16 protein-coding genes and 1 rRNA gene are annotated in these 21976 nt (G+C 63.2%); 12 read left to right on the forward strand and 5 right to left on the reverse strand.

The window, feature by feature from the left end:
* Nucleotides 1–59: 59 nt before the first annotated feature.
* Entirely contained in the window at nt 60–1973 is a 1914-nt protein-coding gene (locus tag U8L64_RS00960) for an ATP-binding cassette domain-containing protein (RefSeq protein WP_333392844.1), read from the reverse strand.
* Between the two features lie 212 nt (nt 1974–2185).
* Between U8L64_RS00960 and U8L64_RS00965 the strand changes: the two genes are divergently transcribed.
* Nucleotides 2186–4108 (forward strand): transglycosylase SLT domain-containing protein, encoded by a 1923-nt coding sequence (locus U8L64_RS00965; RefSeq protein WP_333392846.1) that lies wholly within the window; start codon nt 2186–2188, stop codon nt 4106–4108.
* Nucleotides 4109–4147: 39 nt separating this feature from the next.
* Here U8L64_RS00965 and U8L64_RS00970 read toward each other — a convergent pair whose 3' ends face one another.
* From U8L64_RS00970 to yegS, 3 genes are all read right to left on the reverse strand, one after another.
* Nucleotides 4148–4948, reverse strand: a complete 801-nt coding sequence (locus U8L64_RS00970; RefSeq protein ID WP_333392848.1) for an MOSC domain-containing protein — start codon at nt 4946–4948, stop codon at nt 4148–4150.
* Between the two features lie 46 nt (nt 4949–4994).
* Nucleotides 4995–5927 carry a chemotaxis protein CheV gene (locus U8L64_RS00975; RefSeq protein WP_043299547.1) on the reverse strand — a complete coding sequence of 311 codons (933 nt, stop codon included), beginning with the start codon at nt 5925–5927 and terminating at the stop codon, nt 4995–4997.
* A gap of 123 nt (nt 5928–6050) precedes the next feature.
* Nucleotides 6051–6950: a lipid kinase YegS gene (gene yegS, locus U8L64_RS00980; protein WP_333392851.1), complete on the reverse strand. Its 900-nt coding sequence runs from the start codon at nt 6948–6950 to the stop codon at nt 6051–6053.
* Between the two features lie 378 nt (nt 6951–7328).
* Between yegS and U8L64_RS00985 the strand changes: the two genes are divergently transcribed.
* The 11 genes from U8L64_RS00985 to U8L64_RS01035 all read left to right on the forward strand — a co-directional run bounded on the left by U8L64_RS00985 (nt 7329) and on the right by U8L64_RS01035 (nt 20903).
* The gene (locus tag U8L64_RS00985; RefSeq protein ID WP_077682517.1) at nt 7329–8762 is read left to right on the forward strand and encodes an undecaprenyl-phosphate glucose phosphotransferase; all 1434 of its coding nucleotides are present in this window, start codon (nt 7329–7331) and stop codon (nt 8760–8762) included.
* Between the two features lie 160 nt (nt 8763–8922).
* On the forward strand, nt 8923–9360 hold the full coding sequence (locus U8L64_RS00990) for a low molecular weight protein-tyrosine-phosphatase (RefSeq protein WP_333392855.1): 438 nt from the start codon (nt 8923–8925) through the stop codon (nt 9358–9360).
* Nucleotides 9361–9375: 15 nt separating this feature from the next.
* Complete coding sequence (locus U8L64_RS00995; protein WP_333392857.1) at nt 9376–11589, forward strand: polysaccharide biosynthesis tyrosine autokinase; 2214 nt, start codon at nt 9376–9378, stop codon at nt 11587–11589.
* A 130-nt stretch (nt 11590–11719) separates the two neighbouring features.
* The gene (locus U8L64_RS01000; RefSeq protein WP_333392859.1) at nt 11720–12793 is read left to right on the forward strand and encodes a glycoside hydrolase family 5 protein; all 1074 of its coding nucleotides are present in this window, start codon (nt 11720–11722) and stop codon (nt 12791–12793) included.
* Between the two features lie 20 nt (nt 12794–12813).
* Entirely contained in the window at nt 12814–14001 is a 1188-nt protein-coding gene (locus tag U8L64_RS01005; protein WP_043299541.1) for a polysaccharide pyruvyl transferase family protein, read from the forward strand.
* Between the two features lie 2 nt (nt 14002–14003).
* The gene (locus U8L64_RS01010; RefSeq protein WP_054095176.1) at nt 14004–15233 is read left to right on the forward strand and encodes an oligosaccharide flippase family protein; all 1230 of its coding nucleotides are present in this window, start codon (nt 14004–14006) and stop codon (nt 15231–15233) included.
* A 61-nt stretch (nt 15234–15294) separates the two neighbouring features.
* Nucleotides 15295–16545 (forward strand): Coenzyme F420 hydrogenase/dehydrogenase, beta subunit C-terminal domain, encoded by a 1251-nt coding sequence (locus U8L64_RS01015; RefSeq protein WP_333392863.1) that lies wholly within the window; start codon nt 15295–15297, stop codon nt 16543–16545.
* Nucleotides 16546–16589: 44 nt separating this feature from the next.
* Nucleotides 16590–17843, forward strand: a complete 1254-nt coding sequence (locus U8L64_RS01020) for a hypothetical protein (RefSeq protein ID WP_043299538.1) — start codon at nt 16590–16592, stop codon at nt 17841–17843.
* Nucleotides 17803–18681: a glycosyltransferase family 2 protein gene (locus U8L64_RS01025; RefSeq protein WP_077682511.1), complete on the forward strand. Its 879-nt coding sequence runs from the start codon at nt 17803–17805 to the stop codon at nt 18679–18681. Before U8L64_RS01020 ends, U8L64_RS01025 begins: the two co-directional genes overlap by 41 nt.
* The gene (locus U8L64_RS01030) at nt 18671–19438 is read left to right on the forward strand and encodes a WecB/TagA/CpsF family glycosyltransferase (RefSeq protein ID WP_043299536.1); all 768 of its coding nucleotides are present in this window, start codon (nt 18671–18673) and stop codon (nt 19436–19438) included. The genes U8L64_RS01025 and U8L64_RS01030 overlap by 11 nt, the downstream gene beginning before the upstream one ends.
* Nucleotides 19439–19802: 364 nt before the next feature.
* On the forward strand, nt 19803–20903 hold the full coding sequence (locus tag U8L64_RS01035) for a polysaccharide biosynthesis/export family protein (protein WP_008566939.1): 1101 nt from the start codon (nt 19803–19805) through the stop codon (nt 20901–20903).
* A 986-nt stretch (nt 20904–21889) separates the two neighbouring features.
* Here the strand turns inward: U8L64_RS01035 and rrf are convergent.
* Nucleotides 21890–21976, reverse strand: a 5S ribosomal RNA gene (gene rrf, locus U8L64_RS01040); the annotation flags it as partial.

Raw genomic sequence — 21976 nt, forward strand, 5'->3', positions numbered from 1 at the left:
GGAAGCCCGCTGCGCGCTGCGGACATCTTCAAGCACGACCGGCGCCCGTGGAGGCCGTTTCAGTCCTCCAGCTCGGCCCAGCGCTCCAGCAGCCGATCGAGCTCCTGCTGCACTGCTTCCAGGCGCGCCAGTGCCGCGCCCGTTACCTCGGCTGGCTGCTGGTAGAACGCCGGATCGGACACCTGCGCCTGCAACGCCGCGATAGCCTGCTCCGCTGCGTCGATCTGCCCCGGCAACGCCTCGAGCTCGCGCTGCAGCTTGTAGCTGAGCTTCTTCTTCGCCGGTGCCGATTCGGCAGCCGCCGGTGCCACAGGCGCAGGCTCCGTCCGCGGCTGGGCGCTGGCCTTGCTTTCGGCGGCTTCACCCACCCCAAGCAGGCGTGGCGAACCACCCTGACGCAGCCAGTCCTGATAACCGCCGACGTACTCGCGCACCTCGCCGTTGCCCTGGAACACCAGCGTGCTGGTCACCACGTTGTCGAGAAAGGCCCGGTCGTGGCTGACCATCAGCACCGTACCCGGGAAGCCCAGCAGCACCTCTTCGAGCAGCTCGAGCGTCTCGACATCGAGGTCGTTGGTCGGCTCGTCCAGCACCAGCAGGTTGGCCGGCTTGCTGAACAGCTTGGCGAGCAAGAGGCGTGCCCGCTCGCCCCCCGACAGCGCCTTGACCGGCGTGCGCGCACGTTGCGGGCTGAACAGGAAGTCGCCGAGGTAGCTCAGCACGTGCCGGTTCTGTCCGTCGATGGTGATGAATTCGCGCCCCTCGGCGAGGTTGTCGATCACCGTCTTTTCCAGCTCCAGCTGGTGACGCAATTGGTCGAAATACGCCACTTCGAGCTTGGTGCCGATCTCGATGCTGCCCGCGGTCGGCTGCAGCTCGCCGAGCAGCAGCTTGAGCAGTGTGGTCTTGCCGGTGCCGTTGGCGCCGAGCAGACCGATCCGGTCGCCACGCTGCACGACCATGGAGAAATCGCGAATCAGCGGCTCGCCACCCGGATGGGCGAAGCTCACCTGCTCGGCAGCGATCACCTGCTTGCCGGATTTGTCCGCGCTTTCCAGCTGGAAAGTCGCCTTACCTTGCCGCTCGCGGCGCTGACTGCGCTCGACGCGCAGCGCCTTCAGCTCGCGCACGCGGCCCTCGTTACGGGTACGGCGCGCCTTGATGCCCTGGCGAATCCAGACTTCTTCCTGGGCCAGCTTCTTGTCGAACAGCGCATTGGCGGTTTCCTCTGCCGCCAGCTGCTGCTCCTTGTGCACCAGGAAACTGGCGTAGTCGCCGTTCCAGTCGATCAGATGGCCACGGTCGAGTTCGAGGATGCGCGTGGCCAGATTCTGCAGGAACGCCCGGTCGTGGGTGATGAACAGCACCGCCCCGTTGAAGCCGGTCAGCGCCTCTTCCAGCCAGGCGATGGCGCCGATGTCCAAGTGGTTGGTCGGCTCGTCGAGCAGCAGCAGGTCGGGCTCGGAAACCAGCGCCTGGGCCAGCAGCACGCGCCGCCGCCAACCGCCGGAAAGCTCGGCCAGGGTTCGGTCGGCCGGCAGTTGCAGGCGGCTCAGGGTGCTTTCGACCAGCTGCTGCAGGCGCCAGCCATCCTTGGCTTCCAGCGCCTGTTGCACGTGCATCAGCTTGTCGAGATCGGCCTGGTCCTGGATGTTCAGGCTGAGGTGGTGGTACTCGGCCAATAGTTCGCCGACGCCTTCCAAGCCCTCGGCAACGACATCGAACACCGTACGGTCATCGGCGCGCGGCAGCTCCTGCGGCAGCTCGCCGATCTTCAGCCCCGGCGCGCGCCAGATCTCGCCGTCGTCGGCACTGCGATCGCCCTTGACCAGGCGCAGCATGCTCGATTTGCCCGTGCCGTTGCGGCCGATGATGCAGACCCGCTCACCCCGCGCGATCTGCCAGGACACGCCGTCGAGCAGCGGCGTGGTGCCATAGGCCAGGGATACATCGGTGAACTTGAGCAGGGTCATGACTACCTCCGGAAAACAGGGCGCGCAGTCTAGCAGATGCGCGCCTGCCGGCCGCGGATACGCCCATCCCGAAGGCGTATCCGGAGCAGCTCGCGCAAGCTTCGGCCAGACGCCGCGCAATAGTTCCCGGCACTCGTCCAAAGCGCATTTAACTGGCCGTCCCGGCAGGCTAAGCTAGCGCCGTAATACACCCGCCTCTTCCCGGAAGTCTCATGCGCAGTCGACTCTCCAACCTGCTGCTCTGCCTGTGTTTTTCAACGCTGGCCGTGGATGTCTCGGCCGCCAGCCTGACTCAGCAGCGCCAACTCTACGATGAAGCCAAGCGCGCCCTGGCCAAGGGCGACAGCGCACCGTACCGGCGCCACGCCAGCGCACTGCGCGACTATCCGCTGGAACCGTACCTGGCCTACGACGAGCTGACCGCTCGGCTCAAGACCGCGAGCACCGCGGAGATCGAGAAGTTTCTCGCCGAACACGGCGACCTGCCGCAGATCAGCTGGATGAAACTGCGCTGGCTGCGTCTTCTGGCAGCGCGCGGCGACTGGCCCACGTTCCTCAAGTACTACGATCCGAAGCTGAACTTCACCGAGCTGGACTGCCTGTTCGGCCAGTATCAGCTCGGCCGCGGCCTGCCTGAAGGCGATGCCACCACCGAGCGCCTCTGGCTGGTCGGCAAATCGCAGCCCGAAGCCTGCGACGTGCTGTTCACGCAATGGACCGCCAAGGGCGGGCTCACCGAGGAGCGCCGCTGGAAACGCACCAAGCTCGCGGTGGAGGCCGGCAACTACGGGCTGGCCAGCTTCCTCAGCAAGAACCTGTCGAGCCTGCGCGGCCACGGCGAGCTACTCGTCGAGGTCGCGCAGAAGCCGCAGATGCTGAGCCAGACCGCGCGTTTTTCCGGCAGCCATCCGGCCATGGCCGACGTGGTCGCCATCGGCCTGCGCCGCCTCGCCCGCCAGGACCCGGAGAAGGCACTGGCCTTGCTCGACGGCTATGCCCGGCGCCACGCCTTCTCCGCCGAAGAAAAGGTGGCGATCGCCCGGCAGATCGGCCTGACGCTGGCCAAGCGCTTCGACAGCCGCGCGCTGCAGGTGATGGCCGAGTACGACCCGGAGCTGCGCGACAACACCGTCAGCGAATGGCGGGCGCGCCTGCTGCTGCGCCTGGGCCGCTGGGAAGATGTCTATGCGCTGACCCAGCGTTTCCCCGACGAGCTGGCCAAGAGCAACCGCTGGCGCTACTGGCAGGCGCGCAGCCTGGAACTGGCCAAGCCGCAGAGCCCGCAGGCGATCTCGCTGTACCAGCCGGTCGCCGCCGAACGCGACTTCTACGGCTTCCTCTCGGCCGATCGCATACAGGCGCCGTACAAGCTCAACCACCAGCCACTGGCCTTGCCACCCAAGCTGGTACAGAAGGTCCGCAACACCGCCGGCATCCGCCGCGCGCTGGAATTCCACGCACGTGGGCAGATCGTCGATGGCCGGCGCGAGTGGTATCACGTCAGCCGACTGTTCAGCCGTGACGAACTGGTGGCTCAGGCGCGACTGGCCTACGAGATGGGCTGGTATTTTCCGGCGATCCGCAGCATCAGCCAGGCACAGTACTGGGATGACCTCGACATCCGCTTCCCGATGGCGCACCGCAGCACGCTGGTCAACGCAGCGAAGGCGCGGGAAATCCATCCGAGCTGGGTGTTCGCCATCACTCGCCAGGAAAGCGCCTTCATGGCCGATGCGCGTTCGCACGTTGGTGCCAGCGGGCTGATGCAGCTGATGCCCGCCACGGCCAAGGAAACCGCGCGCCGCTTCGGCATTCCGCTGTCCTCGCCGCAGCAGGTGCTCAACCCGAACGTCAACATCCAGCTCGGCGCGGCGTATCTGAGCCAGATCTACGCGCAGTTCAACGGCAATCGCGTACTGGCCTCGGCCGCCTACAATGCCGGCCCCGGCCGCGTGCGGCAGTGGCTGCGCGATGCCGGGCACCTGTCGTTCGATGTCTGGGTGGAGAACATCCCGTTCGACGAGACCCGCCAGTACGTGCAGAACGTGCTCACCTATTCGGTGATCTACGGGCAGAAGCTCAACGCGCCACAGCCGCTGGTGGAGTGGCACGAGCGCTATTTCGAGAATCAGTAAGGCGAAGCCGGAGCGGCAGCAAGCGCCGCGCCGACCGAATCATTCGAGGACTTCCACCGGCATGCCGACTTCGAGCGGCCCGCGGCCTTCGGCGATCAGGTTCTGGCCGAAGAACACCCCGCCCGCCCGCTTGCGATAGCCCAGCAGTGTCGCCAGCGGCTCACTGTCGGCGCTGCGCTCGGCGGTGTGCGGGTCGATGGTCGGAATCACGCAGCGCGAACAGGGCTTGACCACGCGGAAGGTCAGCGCGCCAATGCGGATGCGCTTCCAGTCATCCTCGGCATAGGGCGCGGCGCCGGCGACCACCAGATTCGGGCGAAAGCGCAGCATCTCCAGCGGCCGTCCGACGCGTGCGCAGAGGTCATCGAGCGAGGCCTGGCCGATCAGCAGAAAGGGGAAACCGTCGCTGAAGGCCGTGTTCTCGCCGAGTCGCGCATAGTCGAGGTCGACCTGGATGCCGTAATCCTCCGGCAGGTACACCAGACGACAGGCCTGGCCGAGAAAATCCGACAGCCAGGCGGCTGCGGCTTCACCGGCATCCGGCACCACCGGGTGGTTGTTCCAGACCTGCACACAGCGCATCAGCTGGTCACCCGGCACGCTCACCAGCAGCTCGGGCATGCCCGGCGCCGCCAGCTGCAACGCCGTATCGCCCTGCCAGTGCGCACGCAGCAACGCCATGCGCGGCACCGCGCGCTGGGTGAGGAAGCGCCCGGTACCGGCCGCGACCACCATCCAGCGTCGATCGCCGATCAGGCCGAGGGAGTCGCTGGCGCAGCGCTGCAAGGATTCGCCGGCGGCGGATTTGAGGGGGAAACGGTACAGCGAGGACAGGTGCATGCTGCGCCTCCAGCGAGCGGAAAGCGCAGCAGCATAGCAGAGCGGATCAGGCCGGTTCGTCGCGCAGCAGACGCTCGCGGATCACGTCGACCAGCTTCTCCGGCTGGAACTTGGAGAGGAAGTTGTCGCAGCCGACCTTCTGCACCATCGCCTGGTTGAAACTGCCCGACAACGAGGTGTGCAGCACCACATAGAGATCGCGCATGCGCGGGTCCTGGCGGATCTCGGTGGTCAGCCGGTAGCCGTCCATCTCCGGCATTTCGGCATCGGTGAAGACCATCAGCAGCTTGTCGGTCAGCACCTCGCCGGCGTCGGCCCAGGCCTTGAGCTGATTCAGGCCCTTGAGGCCATCGCTGGCGGTATGGATCGTCAGGCCGAGCTGGGTCAGTGTTTCACGCAGCTGTGCCAGGGCGACGCTGGAATCGTCGACGCACAGCACCTCGCGGCCGCGCGCGCGCTCGAGCAGCGGATCGGCCAGGCGATCGGCGGAAATGCTGGTGCTGTAAGGGACGATCTCGGCCAGGACCTTCTCCACGTCGATGACCTCGACCAGTTCGTCGTCGACCTTGGTGATCGCCGTGAGGTAATGCTGGCGTCCGGCGGTTCCCGGCGGCGGCAGCACTTCCTCCCAGTTCAGGTTGAGGATGCGGTCGACGCCGCCGACCAGAAAGGCCTGCACCGTGCGGTTGTACTCGGTGACGATGATGGTGCTGCGCTCGTCCGGCACCAGCGGACGCAGCCCGATGGCGCGCGACAGATCGATCACCGGCAGCGTCTGGCCGCGCAGGTTGACCACCCCGCATACCGAGCTGTGACGATGCGGCATGAGCGTCATCTTCGGCAGCTGGACGACTTCCTGCACCTTGAACACGTTGATGGCGAACCGCTGCCGCCCGGACAGGCGGAACATGAGGATTTCCAGCCGGTTCTGGCCCACCAAGCGGGTGCGCTGATCGACTGAATCGAGAATGCCGGCCATTGCGGGCTCCTTGGACGAAGTGGATATCGTGATATCGGCCACATTGCCGCGCCCTTTAAGCACGATGTCGATCCGCTGGTGAAATCGACCGCCAGATCCGTCCTCGCCCGTCCGCGCAGCGGCTCAATCCTGCCGCAGCAGCGGCGAATCCGCCGGCAGGTGCATGCGTAACGCGCCGGGTCGCACGCGGAAATGCAGGTTGGCCTGGGCTACCGGCTCGCCATCCAGATTGATGTCGATCGGCTCCGGCGCCTCGACTTCCAGCCACGCCAGCCGCGCGTTGACCGAGACCGCCTCGACGCCACGCAATCCGCCGCTGAGCAACGTACCCAGCGTGCCCACGGCATCTTCCGGGGCCGGCACGATGCAGACATCCAGCAGGCCGTCATCGATCAGCGCCTGTGGACAGAGCAGCTGTCCGCCCCCAGCCTGACGACCATTGCCGATGCCGAGCGCGAGGAAGTCGCCCTCCCACTCGAAATCCGGCCCGCGAAAACGGCCATAGGCGGAATGGATCTCGGCGAAGCGCGTCAGCCCGGTCAGCAGGTAGGCACCACCGCCGAGCACGCGCTTGAGATCTTCCGAGGTGTTGGCCGTGACCTTCGAGCCGAATCCGCCAGTGGCCATGTTGACGAATGGACTGCCGTTCATTTCACCGAGGTCGATCGCCACTGCCGGCTGGTCCAGCAGCCCAAGCGCGTCGAAGGGCTCCGAGGGAATTCCCGCGGCGCGGGCAAAATCGTTGGCGCTGCCCAGCGGCAGCAACGCCAGACTGGCGTCGGCTGGATGCCGCAGCATGGCTTCGGCCACTTCGTGCAGCGTGCCGTCGCCACCGCCGGCAATCAGCAGGCGATGGCCGGCATCGAGCGCCTCGCAGACCAGCCGTTCGACATCCCCGGCCTCCCAGGTGACGCGCACGGCCAGGTCCCAGCCGAGTTCACGCTGCCGGTCCACGGCGGTGCGCACCTCGTCATTGAGCGACTGCTTGCCATGCAGGATGAGCAAGGCTTTGGGCTGGCTCATGAAAGCGCTTCCTTCTTGTCGGATACGCAGATCAGACCTGTCGCGCCGGTGGAAAGTTGTAGCCGGCGGCTCGTTCGGGATTAACCCAAAACTTCGATAGGTGCGGCCACCGGTCGGCAGCCCACGCCGCTCCGGCGCAGCCTCGAGGGTGCGCCGGAATAGCGACACCCCATGAAAATCAACGAGTTACAGGACAGAACAGATTTTTTACAGATTCCTGGCGGAGCCTCGCGAGCCAATGAACTCATTTCACCGAGGACGGTCGGAGCCATTGTCCTAAATGAGGTTGCGATAGCCGCCTGCCATCAGGCAGTGCGTGCCGCGGCGATTCGAAACGAGCAAAGACCAGCCGTAGTAGCTGAGGAAGGGAGCCTTGTAATGCGTTTACAGTCCGTGGGAACACTTGAGTACGCTCACCCCAGTTTCGTCGATTACTTTCTCGCCAGCGTCCGCCTGATCCACGGCCTGACGGCCATTCTGCCGGGTTTGCTGCTGCTGATGTTCCTACAGGACCTGCCGGCCGGTGGCGGCGCGTTCAGTGCATTCCTGATGTTCTTCGGGGTGCTGAGCATCGTTATCTTCCAATCGGTCGGCATCTACAGCGAAGAAGTGTTCAGCACCCTGCTGCGCTTTCGCATCATGCTGCTGGCCTGGGCCGCTGCGTTCAGCCTGCTGATTTTCATGCACCAGGGCATGGGCCTGTTCAGCTACCTGGACACCGAGCATCTGGCGTTCTGGTTCGTCACCAGCGCGGTGCTGTTCGGTGCCGAGCGTCTGGCGATGCTCGCTCTGTTCCGCCGTCTGATGGCGCGCGGCATGTATCTGCAGAACGCGGTGATCCTCGGTGGCACGGAGAACGGCCAGCGCGTCGCCGAATACCTGCAGCACAACCGCGACATCCGCACCGGCGTGCTCGGCTTCATCGACGACCGCCTGGAGCGCCTGCCGAACGAGCTGTGCAACCTGCCGCTGCTGGGCAACACCCGGGACCTGGAGCGCATGATCCGCGAGGAAAAGGTCACTCAGGTATTGGTTGCCCTGCCCTGGTTCGCTGACAGCCGCATCGGCCAGGTCATCAATGAACTGCGCAAGCTTCCGGTCAACGTGCTGCTGGTGCCGGACATGGTCGCCTTCCGCCACGCCAACAAGCGCATCACCGAAGTCGCTGGTCTGCCCACGCTGATCGCCTCGGACCTGCCGCTGCGCGGCTGGTCGCCGCTGTTCAAGCGTCTGGAAGACCTCGTGCTGTCCAGCATCGCCTTGCTGGCCGCCGCGCCGGTGATGCTGCTGATCGCGCTGGCGATCAAGCTCGATTCGCGCGGGCCGGTGTTCTTCAAGCAGAAGCGCTACGGCTACAACAACCGGCTGATCGAGGTGTTCAAGTTCCGCTCGATGTACCACGAGAAGAGCGACGCCAACGCCGACCGCCAGACCACGCGCCACGACGACCGCATCACCCGCGTCGGCCGCTTCATCCGCAAGACCAGCCTCGACGAGCTGCCGCAGCTGATCAATGTGTTCCTCGGCAGCATGTCGATGGTCGGTCCGCGTCCGCACGCGACCGCCACCAAGGCCGCCGGCGTGCTGTTCGAAGATGCCGTGGCCGAATACTCGGCACGCCACCGGGTCAAGCCGGGCATCACCGGCTGGGCGCAGATCAACGGCTATCGCGGTGAAACCGACACCCTCGAAAAGATCGAAAAACGCGTCGAGTACGACTTGGACTACATCGAACGCTGGTCGGTCTGGTTCGACCTTTACATCCTCTTTCGCACCGTTCCGGCGCTGCTCTTCAACAAAGACGTCTACTGATCCGCATGCGCCCGCCGGGCCGCGTTTCATGGGCAGCGATGCCCATGGCGCGGCGGGCGCGGCAGGAAGGAACTAATGAATCCCACCACTATCTCACTTTGGCGTTCAGCACCGGCGGGCTCCGCCGTGGCCGGCAACCAGCCGGAAAGGCGGAACGCACATGTTTGAAAACATCTTGATCGTCTGTGTCGGAAACATCTGCCGCAGCCCCACAGCGCAGGCGTTGCTGACCCACAGACTCAGCGGACAAGGCCTGACGATCGGTTCGGCAGGTATCGGTGCATTAGTAGGTAACCCGATGGACAAAACCGCGCATGACGTACTGCAGGAGCACGGATTGGACTTCACCGCCCACCGCGCCCGCCAGGTCGACAGTCACATGCTGCACGAGGCCGACCTCATCCTGGCGATGGAACACAGCCATATCCAGCATATCCGCCAGATCGCGCCGGAAGTGCATGGCAAGACATTCCTGATCGGCAAGTGGCAGGACGAGCTAGAGATCCCCGATCCCTATCGCCAGTCCCGGCCCGCCTTTGAACACGTACACACGCTTCTGACGCAAGCCGTCGAAAGCTGGCTTCCTTACCTGAAATAAGAAGAAGGAACTTCGATGACAACCATGCCCCGCCCGATCTATGAAACCAAAGAGGACAAGGACATCGACCTGGCCCACCTCTTTGACACCTTCCTCAACAACCGTGCGCTGATCATGGGGATCACCGGTTTCTTCGCCGCGCTGGGCATCGCCTACGCGCTGCTGTCGACCCCGGTGTATCTCGCCAGCGCGATGATCCAGATCGAACCGAAGAACGGCCTGCCCAGCCTGACCGACGTGGTCAACACCAATCCGCCGGTTTCGCCGGCACAGACCGAAATCGCCCTGCTGAAATCGCGCTCGGTGGTTGGTGGCGCGGTACAAAGCCTGAATCTGGACATCATCATCGAGCCGCATCACTTCCCGATCATCGGCGGCTTCATGGCTCGCCGCTTCGAGCCCAAGGAAGAAGGCGAGCTGGGCTGGTACCCGGACGGCTTCGAGTCGTACGCCTGGGGTGGCGAACAGCTGAAGATCACTCAGCTGGACGTGCCGGACCAGCTGCACGGCGAGGAACTGGTTCTGGAGGCAGCGGAAAACAACGGCTTCATCCTGCGCGACCCGGACGACGAAGTCGTGGTCCAGGGCGTGGTCGGCGAGCCGGTGGAAACCGAGGAATTCCGCGTCAACGTGGAAAAGCTGATCGCCCGTCCCGGCACCACCTTCACGGTGATCAAGAACCGCACCTACAACACCACCGAAAGCTACCAGCAGCGTCTGTCCGCGGCTGAGCACGGCAAGCAGTCCGGCATCGTCAACGTGACGCTGGAGGACACCGACCCGGAAGAAGCGGTCCGCGTGCTCGAAGAAGTCGCGCAGCGCTATGTCGAGCAGAACGTCGCGCGCAACGCGGCCGAAGCCACGCAGAGCCTGGAGTTCCTCAACGAGCAGGTGCCGGCTGTGCGCAAGCAGCTGGAAGCTGCTCAGACCGCCCTGAACAAGTACCAGACCGGTTCCAAGACCGTCGACATCACCGCCGAAACCCAGTCGGTACTCGACCGCATCGTCGATCTGGAAGCGCAGATTTCCGAGCAGAATCTCAAGCGTACCGAGATGGAGCGCCGCTTCACCCGGCAGCACCCGAACTTCCAGGCACTGATCAACCAGATCAACCAGCTGCAGACGCAGAAGGCTGAACTGGAGAAGCAGATCGGCACGCTGCCGTCGACCCAGCAGGAGCTGCTGCGCCTGAACCGCGACGTCGAAGTGTCGTCGGAAACCTATTCGATGCTGCTGAACAAGACCCAGGAGCTGGACATCATCCGCGCCGGCACCGTGGGCAACGTGCGCATCATCGACCATGCCGCTGCCGACCTGGAAAACCCGGTCAAGCCGAACAAGCCGCTGGTGGTCATCGTCGCCACCTTGCTCGGCGGGCTGCTCGCCGTGGCGTTCGTCTACGTGCGTGAAGCACTCAAGCGTGGCGTGGAGAACCCGGAAGACATCGAGCGCGCGGGCACCCCGGTTTACGCGGCGATTCCGTTCAGCGAGAAGCAGGCCGGTCTGGAGAAGCGCCTGGCCAATTTCAAGCGCGACAAGAGCACGGCCTCCTACCTCCTGACGGTCAACGACCCGGCCGATCTCGCCACCGAAGCCATGCGCAGCCTGCGCACCAGCCTGCACTTCGCGATGATCGAGGCGAAGAACAACGTGCTGATGATCACCGGTCCGAGCCCGGCGGTCGGCAAGTCGTTCGTCACCACCAACCTGGCCGCGGTCATCGCCCAGTCCGGCAAGCGCGTGCTGCTGGTGGACGCCGACATGCGCAAGGGTTACCTGCACAAGGTCATGCGCGCCGACGGCGAAAAGGGCCTGTCCGACATCCTCTCCGGCCGCATCACCCTGTTCGATGCGATCCAGAAGACCCAGCTGAACAACCTGCACGTGATCAGTCACGGCCAGCTGCCGCCGAACCCGTCCGAACTGCTGATGCACGAGAACTTCGCGCGGTTCGTCAAAGAAATCAGCACCATGTACGACCTGGTGATTTTCGACACGCCGCCGATCCTCGCTGTCACCGACGCCGCGCTGGTCGGCAGCCAGGCCGGTACCACGCTGATGGTCACCCGCTACGGCATGAACGGCATCAAGGAAATCGAGGCCGCCAAGCGCCGCCTCGAGCAGAACGGCCTGCTGGTCAAGGGCGTGATCTTCAACGCAGTGATCCGCAAAGCCTCCACCTACGGCGAGTACGGTTACTACCAGTACGAATACGTAAGCAGCAAATGACGCAACGGCACCGCGGCCTGAGGGCTGCGGTGCCTGTCCGCGCCGCATAGCCGGCCCAATTTTCCCGTTCCCCGCTGCGAGGCTGCGTGCCTCGGCGGACCTCCTTTTGCCGATCGACAGGTGCAACGCAATGACGCTCCACTTCCGCCAGCGACCGAAACAGGCGACACGACTGGCTGCCGCCCTCGCTGCGCTGCTGCTCGTGGCCCTGCCCGTGCAGGCGGCCGAGGACGCGCAGCGCGGTATCGACCTGATCGGCGTGAACCTGTCCGGCGCCGGTTTCGCACCGCACGTCGTGCCAGGCAAGAACGGCACGCACTACTTCTATCCCGAGAAAAAGCACTTCGCCTACTACCGTCAGCAAGGCATCCGCCTGATTCGCTTCCCGTTCCTCTGGGAGCGCGTGCAGCACCGCCAGGGCGAAGGGCTGAACTTCGACCAGGTGCGCCTGCTGAAGAAGACCCTCGACCTGGCCATGCAGCATGACCAGAAAGTCATCCTCGACATGCACAACTACGGCCGCTATCAGGGCGAGCTGATCGGTTCGGCAGCGGTGCCCTACGCCGCGTACGCCGACGTCTGGCGCAAGCTCGCCGAGCGCTTCAAGGACCATCCGGCGCTGTACGGCTACGACATCATGAACGAACCGCATGGCACCGTCGGGCTCTGGCCCGGCGCGGCGCAGGCGGCGGTCGATGCCATCCGCGAGGTGGACGGGCAGACACTGATCTTCATCGAGGGCGAGCGCTGGGCCAGCGCCTACCACTGGCCACTGGTGAACGCCAACCTGCTGATCGACGATCCGGCCGGGCGCATCGTCTACGAAGCGCACCTGTATTTCGACGAGGACTTCTCCGGCAAGTACCTGCCGGGCAAGAGCCGCAAGATCGACCCCATGCTCGGCGTGGAGCGCGCCCGGCCATTCGTCGAATGGCTGCAGAAGCACGGCCAGAAGGGCTTTCTCGGTGAATACGGGATTCCCGACGACAACCCCGAGGCGGCGGTGGCCATGGACAACCTGCTCGCCTACCTCAACCAACACTGCATACCCAGTGCCTACTGGGCCGGCGGCCCGGGCTGGGGCCGCTACAAGCTGGCGGTCGAGCCGCGCAACGGCCAGGACCGCCCGCAGATGGCGCTCATGCGCAAGCACCTCGCTAACGATTGCACGGCCATCGGCCCCGCGCCCGCTAACCGGCCCTGACTTTTTCTGGAGTGATCAACATGAAATTCGGACTGCTTTGGCACTCGTTCTCTTCCGGCAATCTCGGCGTCGGCGCGCTGAGCATTTCCAACATGCTGCTGATCGACGAGGCGGCGCGTAAATGTGGCATCACCCCTGAATTCCTCATCATCGGCTCGTCGGGCCCCTGCGATTACCCGCCGTCGACCGAGCGCTTCAAGTACGAATTCATCGAGTTCAACGAGCAGAACCTGCTGAAGAACCCGCACGGCCTGTACCGGGCGATCGCCTCGTGCGACGCGATCTTCGATATCGGCGAGGGCGACAGCTTCTCCGATATCTACGGTGCCAAGCGGCTGATCAAGCTGCTGGTGAGCAAGGGCATGGCGTTGGGTGCACGGGTGCCGCTGATCCTCTCGCCGCAGACCATCGGCCCGTTCAAGTCGGGCTGGGGCACCAAGGCGTCGGCCTGGGTAATGAAGAAGAGCACGCTGGTGTTCGCCCGCGATCACCAGTCGTTCGATGTGCTCAAGCAGCTCGGCATCGTTAACCGTGACGAGGTGATCGACGTCGCCTTCCACCTTCCCTTCGAGCGCCAGGTACGCGAGCGTCAGCCGGACCGGCTGGCCATCGGCATCAGCGTTTCGGCGCTGCTGCATCACGGCGGCTACGAAGGCAGCGCCAACCAGTTCGGCCTGCGTGCCGATTACAAGCAGCTCACCGATGAGCTGATCCGCGCGCTGCTGGCACGCGGCCATGAGGTGCATCTGGTGCCGCACGTGATCCCCATCGGCTTTCCCGCCGAAGACGACTACACGGTATCCCTGCAACTGCAGCAGCGTTATCCGGAGCTGAAACTGGCGCCGCGCTTCAAGGGGCCGATCGAGGCAAAGTCGTACATCAGCGGGCTGGACTTCTTCGTCGGCGCGCGCATGCACGCAACCATCGCAGCCTTCTCTGCCGGCGTGCCGGTGGTGCCGCTGGCCTATAGCCGCAAATTCTCCGGGCTCTACCAGTCGCTCGACTACCACCGCGTGGTGGACCTCAAGACCGAGTCGACCGCCAGCGCACTGGAAGCGGTGCTGGAGCACCTGGACAACCGCGAGCAGCTGAAAGCGGAAGTCGCCGCCAGCGGCGCGATCATCCGCCGCAAGCTCGATGCCTACAGCCTCGGGCTCGAGCAGATCCTGGTTTCGCTGAACCAGGGCCAGCCCGCGTACCAGAGATAAGCATGCGCGACCACGCCCTGATGGGAGTCACCACGGCGGCCCGAACTGCCGTGCAGCTGGGCACGCTGTTGATCCTGGCACGGACGCTCGGCCCCACTGACTTCGGGTTCATCTCGATCGTCATCACCTGGTCGACCATCGTCGCGCTGGTGACCGACTACGGCTTCGGCATGCGCGCGCTACGCGACATCGGCGCCGAGCGCGAGCGTGCCGGAGCGATCATGTCGGCCAGCCTGGCGGCGAAGACGCTGCTGGTGCTGCCGGCGTGCGTGCTCCTGTTGCCGGTGATTCTGTTCGTGCTGGACCTGAGCATGGCCGAGCGCGTGGCCTCGGTGCTGTTCCTGCTCGGCACGCTGGCCTCGTCGTATGGCGATCTGGCGCTGACGGTGTTTCGCAGCATCGGTCAGTTCCAGCGCGAGACGCGCATTGTGGTCGTCACCGCACTGATCCATTTCGTGCTGATCGGGCTGGCCATCGTGCTGCGTAACGATGTGGTCGCAATCGGCCTGGCGTTCCTGGTCTCGCGCCTGATCTATGCGGCCGGCGCGTTGCGCGCGCTGGCGAAGATCGTCCATCTGGCGGGCATCGTGCGCAATTCCTGGCAGGTGCTGGCCGAACGTTTCAAGAGTTCGACCAGCTTTGCCGTGGACAGTGGCGCTACCAACATCTTCGCGCAACTGGACGTCATCCTCGTGAACCACCTGGCCGGACGCGAGGCTGCAGGTATCTACTTTGCCGGCTCGCGCCTGCTGCAGGGCGCGGTACCGTTCAGCGTGCTGCTGGCCAGCGTACATATCCCGCGCTTCGCCTACCGGCTGCACAACCAGAGCCGCGAACTGGTGCGCTACGGCGCGCGCATCCTCGGCGAGTACGTCGCGATGGGCCTGATATTCGCCCTCGCCTTCTATTTCATCGGTCCGCTGTTCACCGATTACTTCCTCGGCGCCAGCTACGCCGAGCTCAACACGCTGTGGCTGGCCTTCGCCTGCTTCACCTTCGCCCGTTTCGTCGCCGCGGGCCTCGGTGTGCAGCTGATGGCGATGGGCACCGGCTTCCTGCGCACCTTCGGAATCATCTTCTCCGGGGTGATCACGGTCGCCTGTTACTGGATTTTCATTCCCGGCCACGGGATACAAGCAGCACCTTGGGTGTCCACTCTGGGCATGGCGGTGCTGACCCTCATTTACGGTTATGCGGTGCAGAACATCTACCGCAGGCAGCGCAACGCATGACCGGCATCGTCAAACACCGGGACCGCTTCGCGCGCGTCCCGCAGCTCAAGGGAAGGCTGGTATGAAAGCTTTGTTGAATCGCGTCCTGAAGAACGACCTGTGCAGCGGCTGCGGCATGTGCAGCTCGGTTGCCTCGGACGATGCCGTACAGATCCGGCTGAACGCCGATGGCTACCACCGCCCGGTGCTGAACAAGGCCTATGCGGGCAAGTCGATTGCCAGCGAGGAGGCCAGCAGCGCCTTCGCCAAGTCCTGCCCGGCACTCAACCTTGATATCCGTCCATACAAAACGGCCAACTATCACCCGGTGTGGGGCGAGATCCTCGAGACGCTCAAGGGCCACGCGCTGGACAACGAAGTGCGCCAGGCCGGCTCTTCAGGCGGAGTGATTTCGGCGCTGGCGCAGTACTGCCTGGAGCAGAAACTGGTCGATGGGGTGATCCAGATCCAGGCGTCGCAAACCGATCCGCTGGAAAACGTCGCCACCATCAGTCGCTCGCGGCAGAACATCATCGCCTCGTCGGGTTCGCGCTACGCGCCGGCCTCGCCGGCTCAGGCGTTGAAGTGGGTGGCGATGTCCACCGAGAAGTACCTGTTCATCGGCAAACCCTGCGATGTGGCCGCGGTACGGCAGATGCAGGCGCACGACCCGCGCCTGAAGCAGAACATCCCCTACGTGGTCTCGTTCATGTGCGCCGGCACGCCGAGCCTGCACGGTACCGAGCAGGTTCTGGACCAGCTCGGTGTCGAGCGCGAGGACGTCACCAGCTTCCGGTACCGCGGCGACGGCTGGCCGGGGCTGACCAAGGCGACGCTGAAGAACGGTGACGCGCGCACCATGACCTACAACGACTCCTGGGGAAAGGTGCTCAACCGCCACCTGCAGACGCGCTGCAAGATCTGCCCGGACGGCATCGGCGAGTTCGCCGATATCGTCTGCGCGGACGGCTGGGAGGGTGACGAAAAAGGCTATCCGTCGTTCGAGGAGCGCGACGGCAATTCGCTGATTCTGATCCGCACCGACAAGGGGCGCGAATTATTTCGCAACGCCGAGACCGATGGCGTTGTCCAAGCGGAAGCTTTCGATACGGCCGGCATCTTCGCGATCCAGCCGTTCCAGTATTACCGGCGCACCACGATCCTGCCGCGGTTGTGGGCCATGAAGCTGCTGATGCTCAAGACGCCCAGTTACAAGGGGTTCGAGCTGGGCAAGGGGATCAGAGAAATCGGTCTCTACCAGAGCTTCAAGGCGTTCACCGGCCTGCTGGTACGGCGCAAGAAGATCAAGCGGCGGACCTTGGAGTCCGCATGAAGCGGCCCTGCGGACAGGGACCTCAAACCTAAGGATTCAGGTTGATGAACACATTCACTTCGCGCTTCTTCTATTTCCCGCTGCTGTTCCTGGTGATCGTGCTGCATTTCTCCGTGTTCGGCGACAGCCCGCACAATCCCTACGGTCTCAAGGGGGTGAACGAGCTGTACCTGGCGATCTGCATCATCTTCGCGCTGTTGCTGGTGCTCGCTTCGGCAGAAGAGGCACCGCGCGAATTCCGCGTCCTGATGTACTACTGCCTGTACAGCATGGTGGTGTTCTGGGTATTGCCGGCGGTCTTCGCGTACTTCACGTATGGGCAACCGATCGTCTACGGCCTGATCGAAGAGCGGCGCGTGCTGTTCTGCCTGGGCTTCGCGCCCGTGCTGTTTCTTTCCAAACGGGTCAGCACGCTGCAGTTCGAGCGCGCCTTCATCTACGCCGCCTTGTTCGCCGCGTTCTTCTCATGGTGCTTCAAGTTCGGCGTGATTCCAGATATGCGCCCGGAAGTGCGCTCGGATGACCGCCCGGACCGCTCGTCCATCGGCCCCTTCCTGATCTGCTTCGGTTACTTCTATTGCATCCAGATCTGGTCCAAGGGCGCCTCGCCGATCTCCGGTGCCGCGCGCAGCAAGACGCTGTATCTGGTGCTGGCCGCCCTACTGCTGCTCACGCTGGTATTCGCCACCCAGACTCGCCAGCTGATCGTGCTCTGCCTGGCATTCACGCTGTTCTGCCTACGCGCGAAGGCGATCATCTGGGCCGCTTCGCTGACCATCCTGTTGTCGCCGTTCTACTTCTACCCGAGCCTGCTCGAGCTCCTGGGCCTCAATGTCGAGTTCTACGACAGCTCGCTGGAAAGCGTGGAGGACGGTGCGCGCTCGATCACCATCGCGGCGATCATGAACCATCTGGATATCGTCAACTGGCTGCCCAGCGGCTCGCTGTCGCTGATGTGGCAGGACGGTTTCATTCCCTACTTCGGGGAACACTTCTTCCTTTCCGACGTCGGAATCATCGGCACGCTATTCCGCTTCGGCTTCCTGACTTTTCTGGTGATTCCGCTGACGCTGATGATCTATCGCCGGATCGCCAAGAACATCAGTCCGGACATGAGTTTCATCTACCCCGTCATGCTCGCGTACTTCGTCATCTGGCCGCTCAATGGCCTGATGGAGTACGGGCAACCCGTCATCGCCATGCTCTTTGTCATCCACGCCTTGAAAGCTCGCCACCTCCGCAGCCAGGAACGAATCCATGAACGTCGCACTTATTCTCAACTACAAAGCTGCTACTGAAACGATCAGTTGCGTAGAGAGTCTGCTCGCGCACTGCCCGGCGGTCGACCATGTGGTGGTCATCGACAATGACTCGCAGGACGGCTCCTTCGCGGCCTTCACTCAGTGGCGCGAAGACCGGGGCCTGCAGAACGTCACGGTTCTCGCCAACCCGCAGAACAACGGCTACGCCGGCGGCAACAACTACGGCCTGCGCTGGGCGCTGGAGAACCTACAGCCCGAGTATTTCTGGATCGTCAACAATGACACCTACGTCGACTCCGATGCCTTTGCGCCATTGCTGCAGGCGCTGAAGCAGAACGACAACCAGTTCGTCGGCTCGGTGATCCTCAGCGCCGATAGCGGCCGTCTGGAGTGTTACGGCGGCGGCAAGCTCTATCCACTGCTGGGCAAGGCGAAGCTGCTCGGCAAGGACCAGACCCTGGAAGCCATGCAGCAAACCCGGGAAAAGCCCGATTACCTGATGGGGTGCAGCCTGGCGTTCTCCGCGGCCCTACTCGCGCGCATCGGCATGATGGACGAGGCCTACTTCATGTACTCCGAGGAAGTGGACTGGCAATACCACGCCAAGAAGTTCGGCGTCTCCATCCAGGTCGTACCGCAGAGCCGGTTGTTCCATTACGGCTCGCTCAGTTCGGGCGGGCGCTCGGCGTTCTACCACTACTACCGCAATCGCGCGGCCACGCGCTTCAACAAACGCTTCTACGGTGCGCCGTTCGCGCTGGCCTCGGCGTGTTTCCTGTCGGCGATAACCGTCATGAAGGAATTCAACCATCCCGGCCTCGCATGGTCGGGCATCAAGGGCGCTTTCAAGGGAGTAACGATGCGTGTCGAATGATACGAACCATGCCTTCGGCGTGTCCTTCTACACCGGTAGCAAGGCGGCTCTGCTCGCCGCTGTCCGCGAGGGGGTGAAACAGCCTTACTCGTTCGTGGTGACGCCCAACGTGGACCACCTTGCTCAGCTGCAGCACAACGCGGCACTGCGCGCAGCCTATTCGAAAGCCCGGCTGCGACTGTGCGATAGCCGAGTGCTGATGCCACTGCTGCAGCGCTTGGGCGTGGCCGTGGAAGAGGTGATTCCGGGCAGCGATCTGACCATCGACCTGCTTCGCTGGGCCGATAGCGAGCGGCTGCGGATTGTCCTGGTCGGCGCGTCGAACGAGGAATGCACCAAGCTGCGAAACCTCTATCCGGGAATCACGGTTTATCACCACAACCCGCCGATGGGCTTCATCGACCGACCCGATGAAGTCAGGCGCTGCCTGGAGTTTATCCGCCAACATCCTTCCGAGCTGGTCTTCTATGCCGTCGGGGCGCCGCGCCAAGAGATTCTGGCCAGCTCCATCGAAAGTCATGAGCGTACAGGCATGGGCTTCTGCATCGGCGCGTCCATTTCCTTCGCCACCGGCAGTATCAAGCGGGCGCCGCGCTGGATGCAGAACTGCAAGTTGGAATGGCTGCACCGCATGCTTTCCGAGCCTCGCCGGCTGGTCCGGCGCTACGTTCACGATGCGCTGTTCATCGTCCCGGCCTATCGCAGGGAGAAAAGCAATCGTACTCAACGGGCCGCGCCGATAAATCAGGATCTGTAGCGAAAACATCGAAAAATCTGGCGTAACGACACGAAAGTGATTTGAACCAGACTAAAGCGAGACGGTCTATCCGTACTGAAGCGAATGGCAGGAATGGCGTTTCGACATTGTCGTTTGAGCGCTTTCTAACGCCCGAGATATCCGGGATTCCTGCCCTTCAACCGCCGACGCTGGTAGCGCGGAGGCTACTCAGAAACAGACCCTTTCTTCGCTGCGCACCCGGCGAGGAAGGAACGGTCAGAAGGAGAGAAATTTTGGCTGTCGTCTTTGCCAGGCAGAACGAACGCGATGCCTTACCCAGACCAGTGAAACATGCCGTCTCACTCTTTGAACAAAAACCACTCCGTCAAGGATGAACATACCCATGAAAGCATTTACCGCTCTTGCATTGACTTCCGCCCTGGCGCTTCAGGGCTGTGCCTTCGCGCCTGGCCAGTATCTCGATCCGGATGAGTTCACCGAAGGCGCCGAAGCGGAACACGGCACCGTGCATCTGATCCGAATCACTCCCGAGATGCTTAAGGGGGACCTCGCCTCTGACGCGGGTACGTCGAGCAAGCAGGAACTGCTGAGCTACAAACCATCGGCGTATCGCATCGGCCCGAACGATCTGCTCTATATCACCGTCTGGGACCATCCTGAACTGACCGCCCCGTCCGGTCCGCAGCAGCAACTCGACGCCAACGGCCGCCTCGTCCGGCCGGACGGCACACTGTTCTACCCCTATATCGGCAACGTCGAAGCGGCAGGCAAGACCATCGAAGAGCTGCGCTCGACCATCGCCCGGCGCCTGACCAACTACATCGACAGCCCGCAGGTCGACGTCTCCATCCTGCGCTTTGGCAGCCAGCGCGTAATCGTTTCCGGTGCATTCGACACCGCTGGTGAAGTTCCGGTGACCACCGCGCCGATGACGATCGTTCAGGCAATCGGCCAGGCCGGCGTCGACACCGAAACCGCCGACCTCACCGGCCTGATGCTCAAGCGTGACGGTCGCGAGTACATGCTGGACGTCGACTCACTCAATCGCCCGGACTCCTGGCTGCATCAGGTTTACTTGAAGGATGGCGATCAGCTCCACCTGCCCTACAACGACCAGCGCAAAATCTACGTGTTGGGCGAAGTCAGGCAGCCACAGGCTCTTTCCTTCAAGGCAACCAGCATGAATCTGATGGATGCGATCGGCACCGCAGGCGGCATCGCTCAGGAAACCGCCGACGGCGAGGCGCTGTATGTCATTCGCGGCGCAGAAGACATGGCCAAAGAACCAGCCAAGGTATTTCAGCTGAATGCCAAGTCGCCTACCGCGTTTGCCCTGGCGAAGCACTTCCCGCTCCAGCCCCAGGACGTGGTGTTCGTCGGCCCAGCGAATATCACCCGCTGGAACCGCTTCATCAGCCAGCTGCTACCTTCGGCCAGCGTGATTGGCACCGGCGCTGCAGCCGAGTACAACCTGTCCAAGTAAGGGCTGGTTGAACCCCAAAGCCGCAGATCAACTTGGTTGATCTGCGGCTTTTTTATTCAGTAAGCCAGTTATCCGCCTCTCGTAGGTCATAGCTGAGTCCCTTGTGCTGGAACCCAATCGAGTGAGCGAGAGCCGGTGGAAGTGGTCTGTTCGACCTTCGGCGCGCTCTTGCTGCTACGGGCATCGCATTCGATGCCGCCGTGGCCAACATCCCACTGGCAGCCGGAGTAGTTCGGACTATGGGCGGATGGCGTAAGCATCGCCCGCTTCCGCGGGCGTCGGTTGATACGTGAAGCTGGATCCTGCAAGCTCGGCCTACAGCCAGGCTACGCAATTCCTACCAACTGAACCGCGAGCTCACGCTAAAAGGTCCCAGTAGGTGTGGTTCGCCAAATTACTTATATCTTGACGCAGGGCTGCTGGCTTTACCTGGCGGCGGTAGTAGATCGCATCCAAGCAAGTGGTCGCCTGGGCGCTTTCCGTCGGATGCAGAAAAAGGTTATCAACACTTTTGGATATGGCACATGAGCGACGAGGCAAGCCGCCAAATCCTGTTTCATCCGATTAGGGCAATACGCCAACTGCCTGTTTCGACGACAGCTGTGTTGATATCGACGGAACATGAGCCGTCGCGGCATCTGCTGGGAAAACTCGCCAATGGAGTGGTCACTCTACGCAGCCTGCGGTCGACATGCACGCTATCCAGATAAAGAAGTCATTCTAATCGAATGCTATCGGCCGGCTAGCCAAGCTGGATCGCCGCCCCGCGTACCGTGGTGGGTTGCTTGGCATTCCAAGCATCTTTAGGACTACTCGCAAAACGTCCCATCCGTACGGACTTGCAGGGCCGCCCACGACTGCGCCAACTCGGTAGCTGTTCGCCTCCAACGTTCACCTGGTCAACCTAGTGCTGCATCGCAGGTAATTTCTTCCGCACAAAGACAAACCCCCGAACCGCGCAAGCGGATCGGGGGTTTGGGATAGAAGCTTGACGATGACCTACTCTCACATGGGGAGACCCCACACTACCATCGGCGATGCGTCGTTTCACTACTGAGTTCGGGATGGGATCA

The organism is Pseudomonas sp. FIP_A4, from assembly GCF_036701605.1.
Lineage (GTDB): Bacteria > Pseudomonadota > Gammaproteobacteria > Pseudomonadales > Pseudomonadaceae > Stutzerimonas > Stutzerimonas phenolilytica.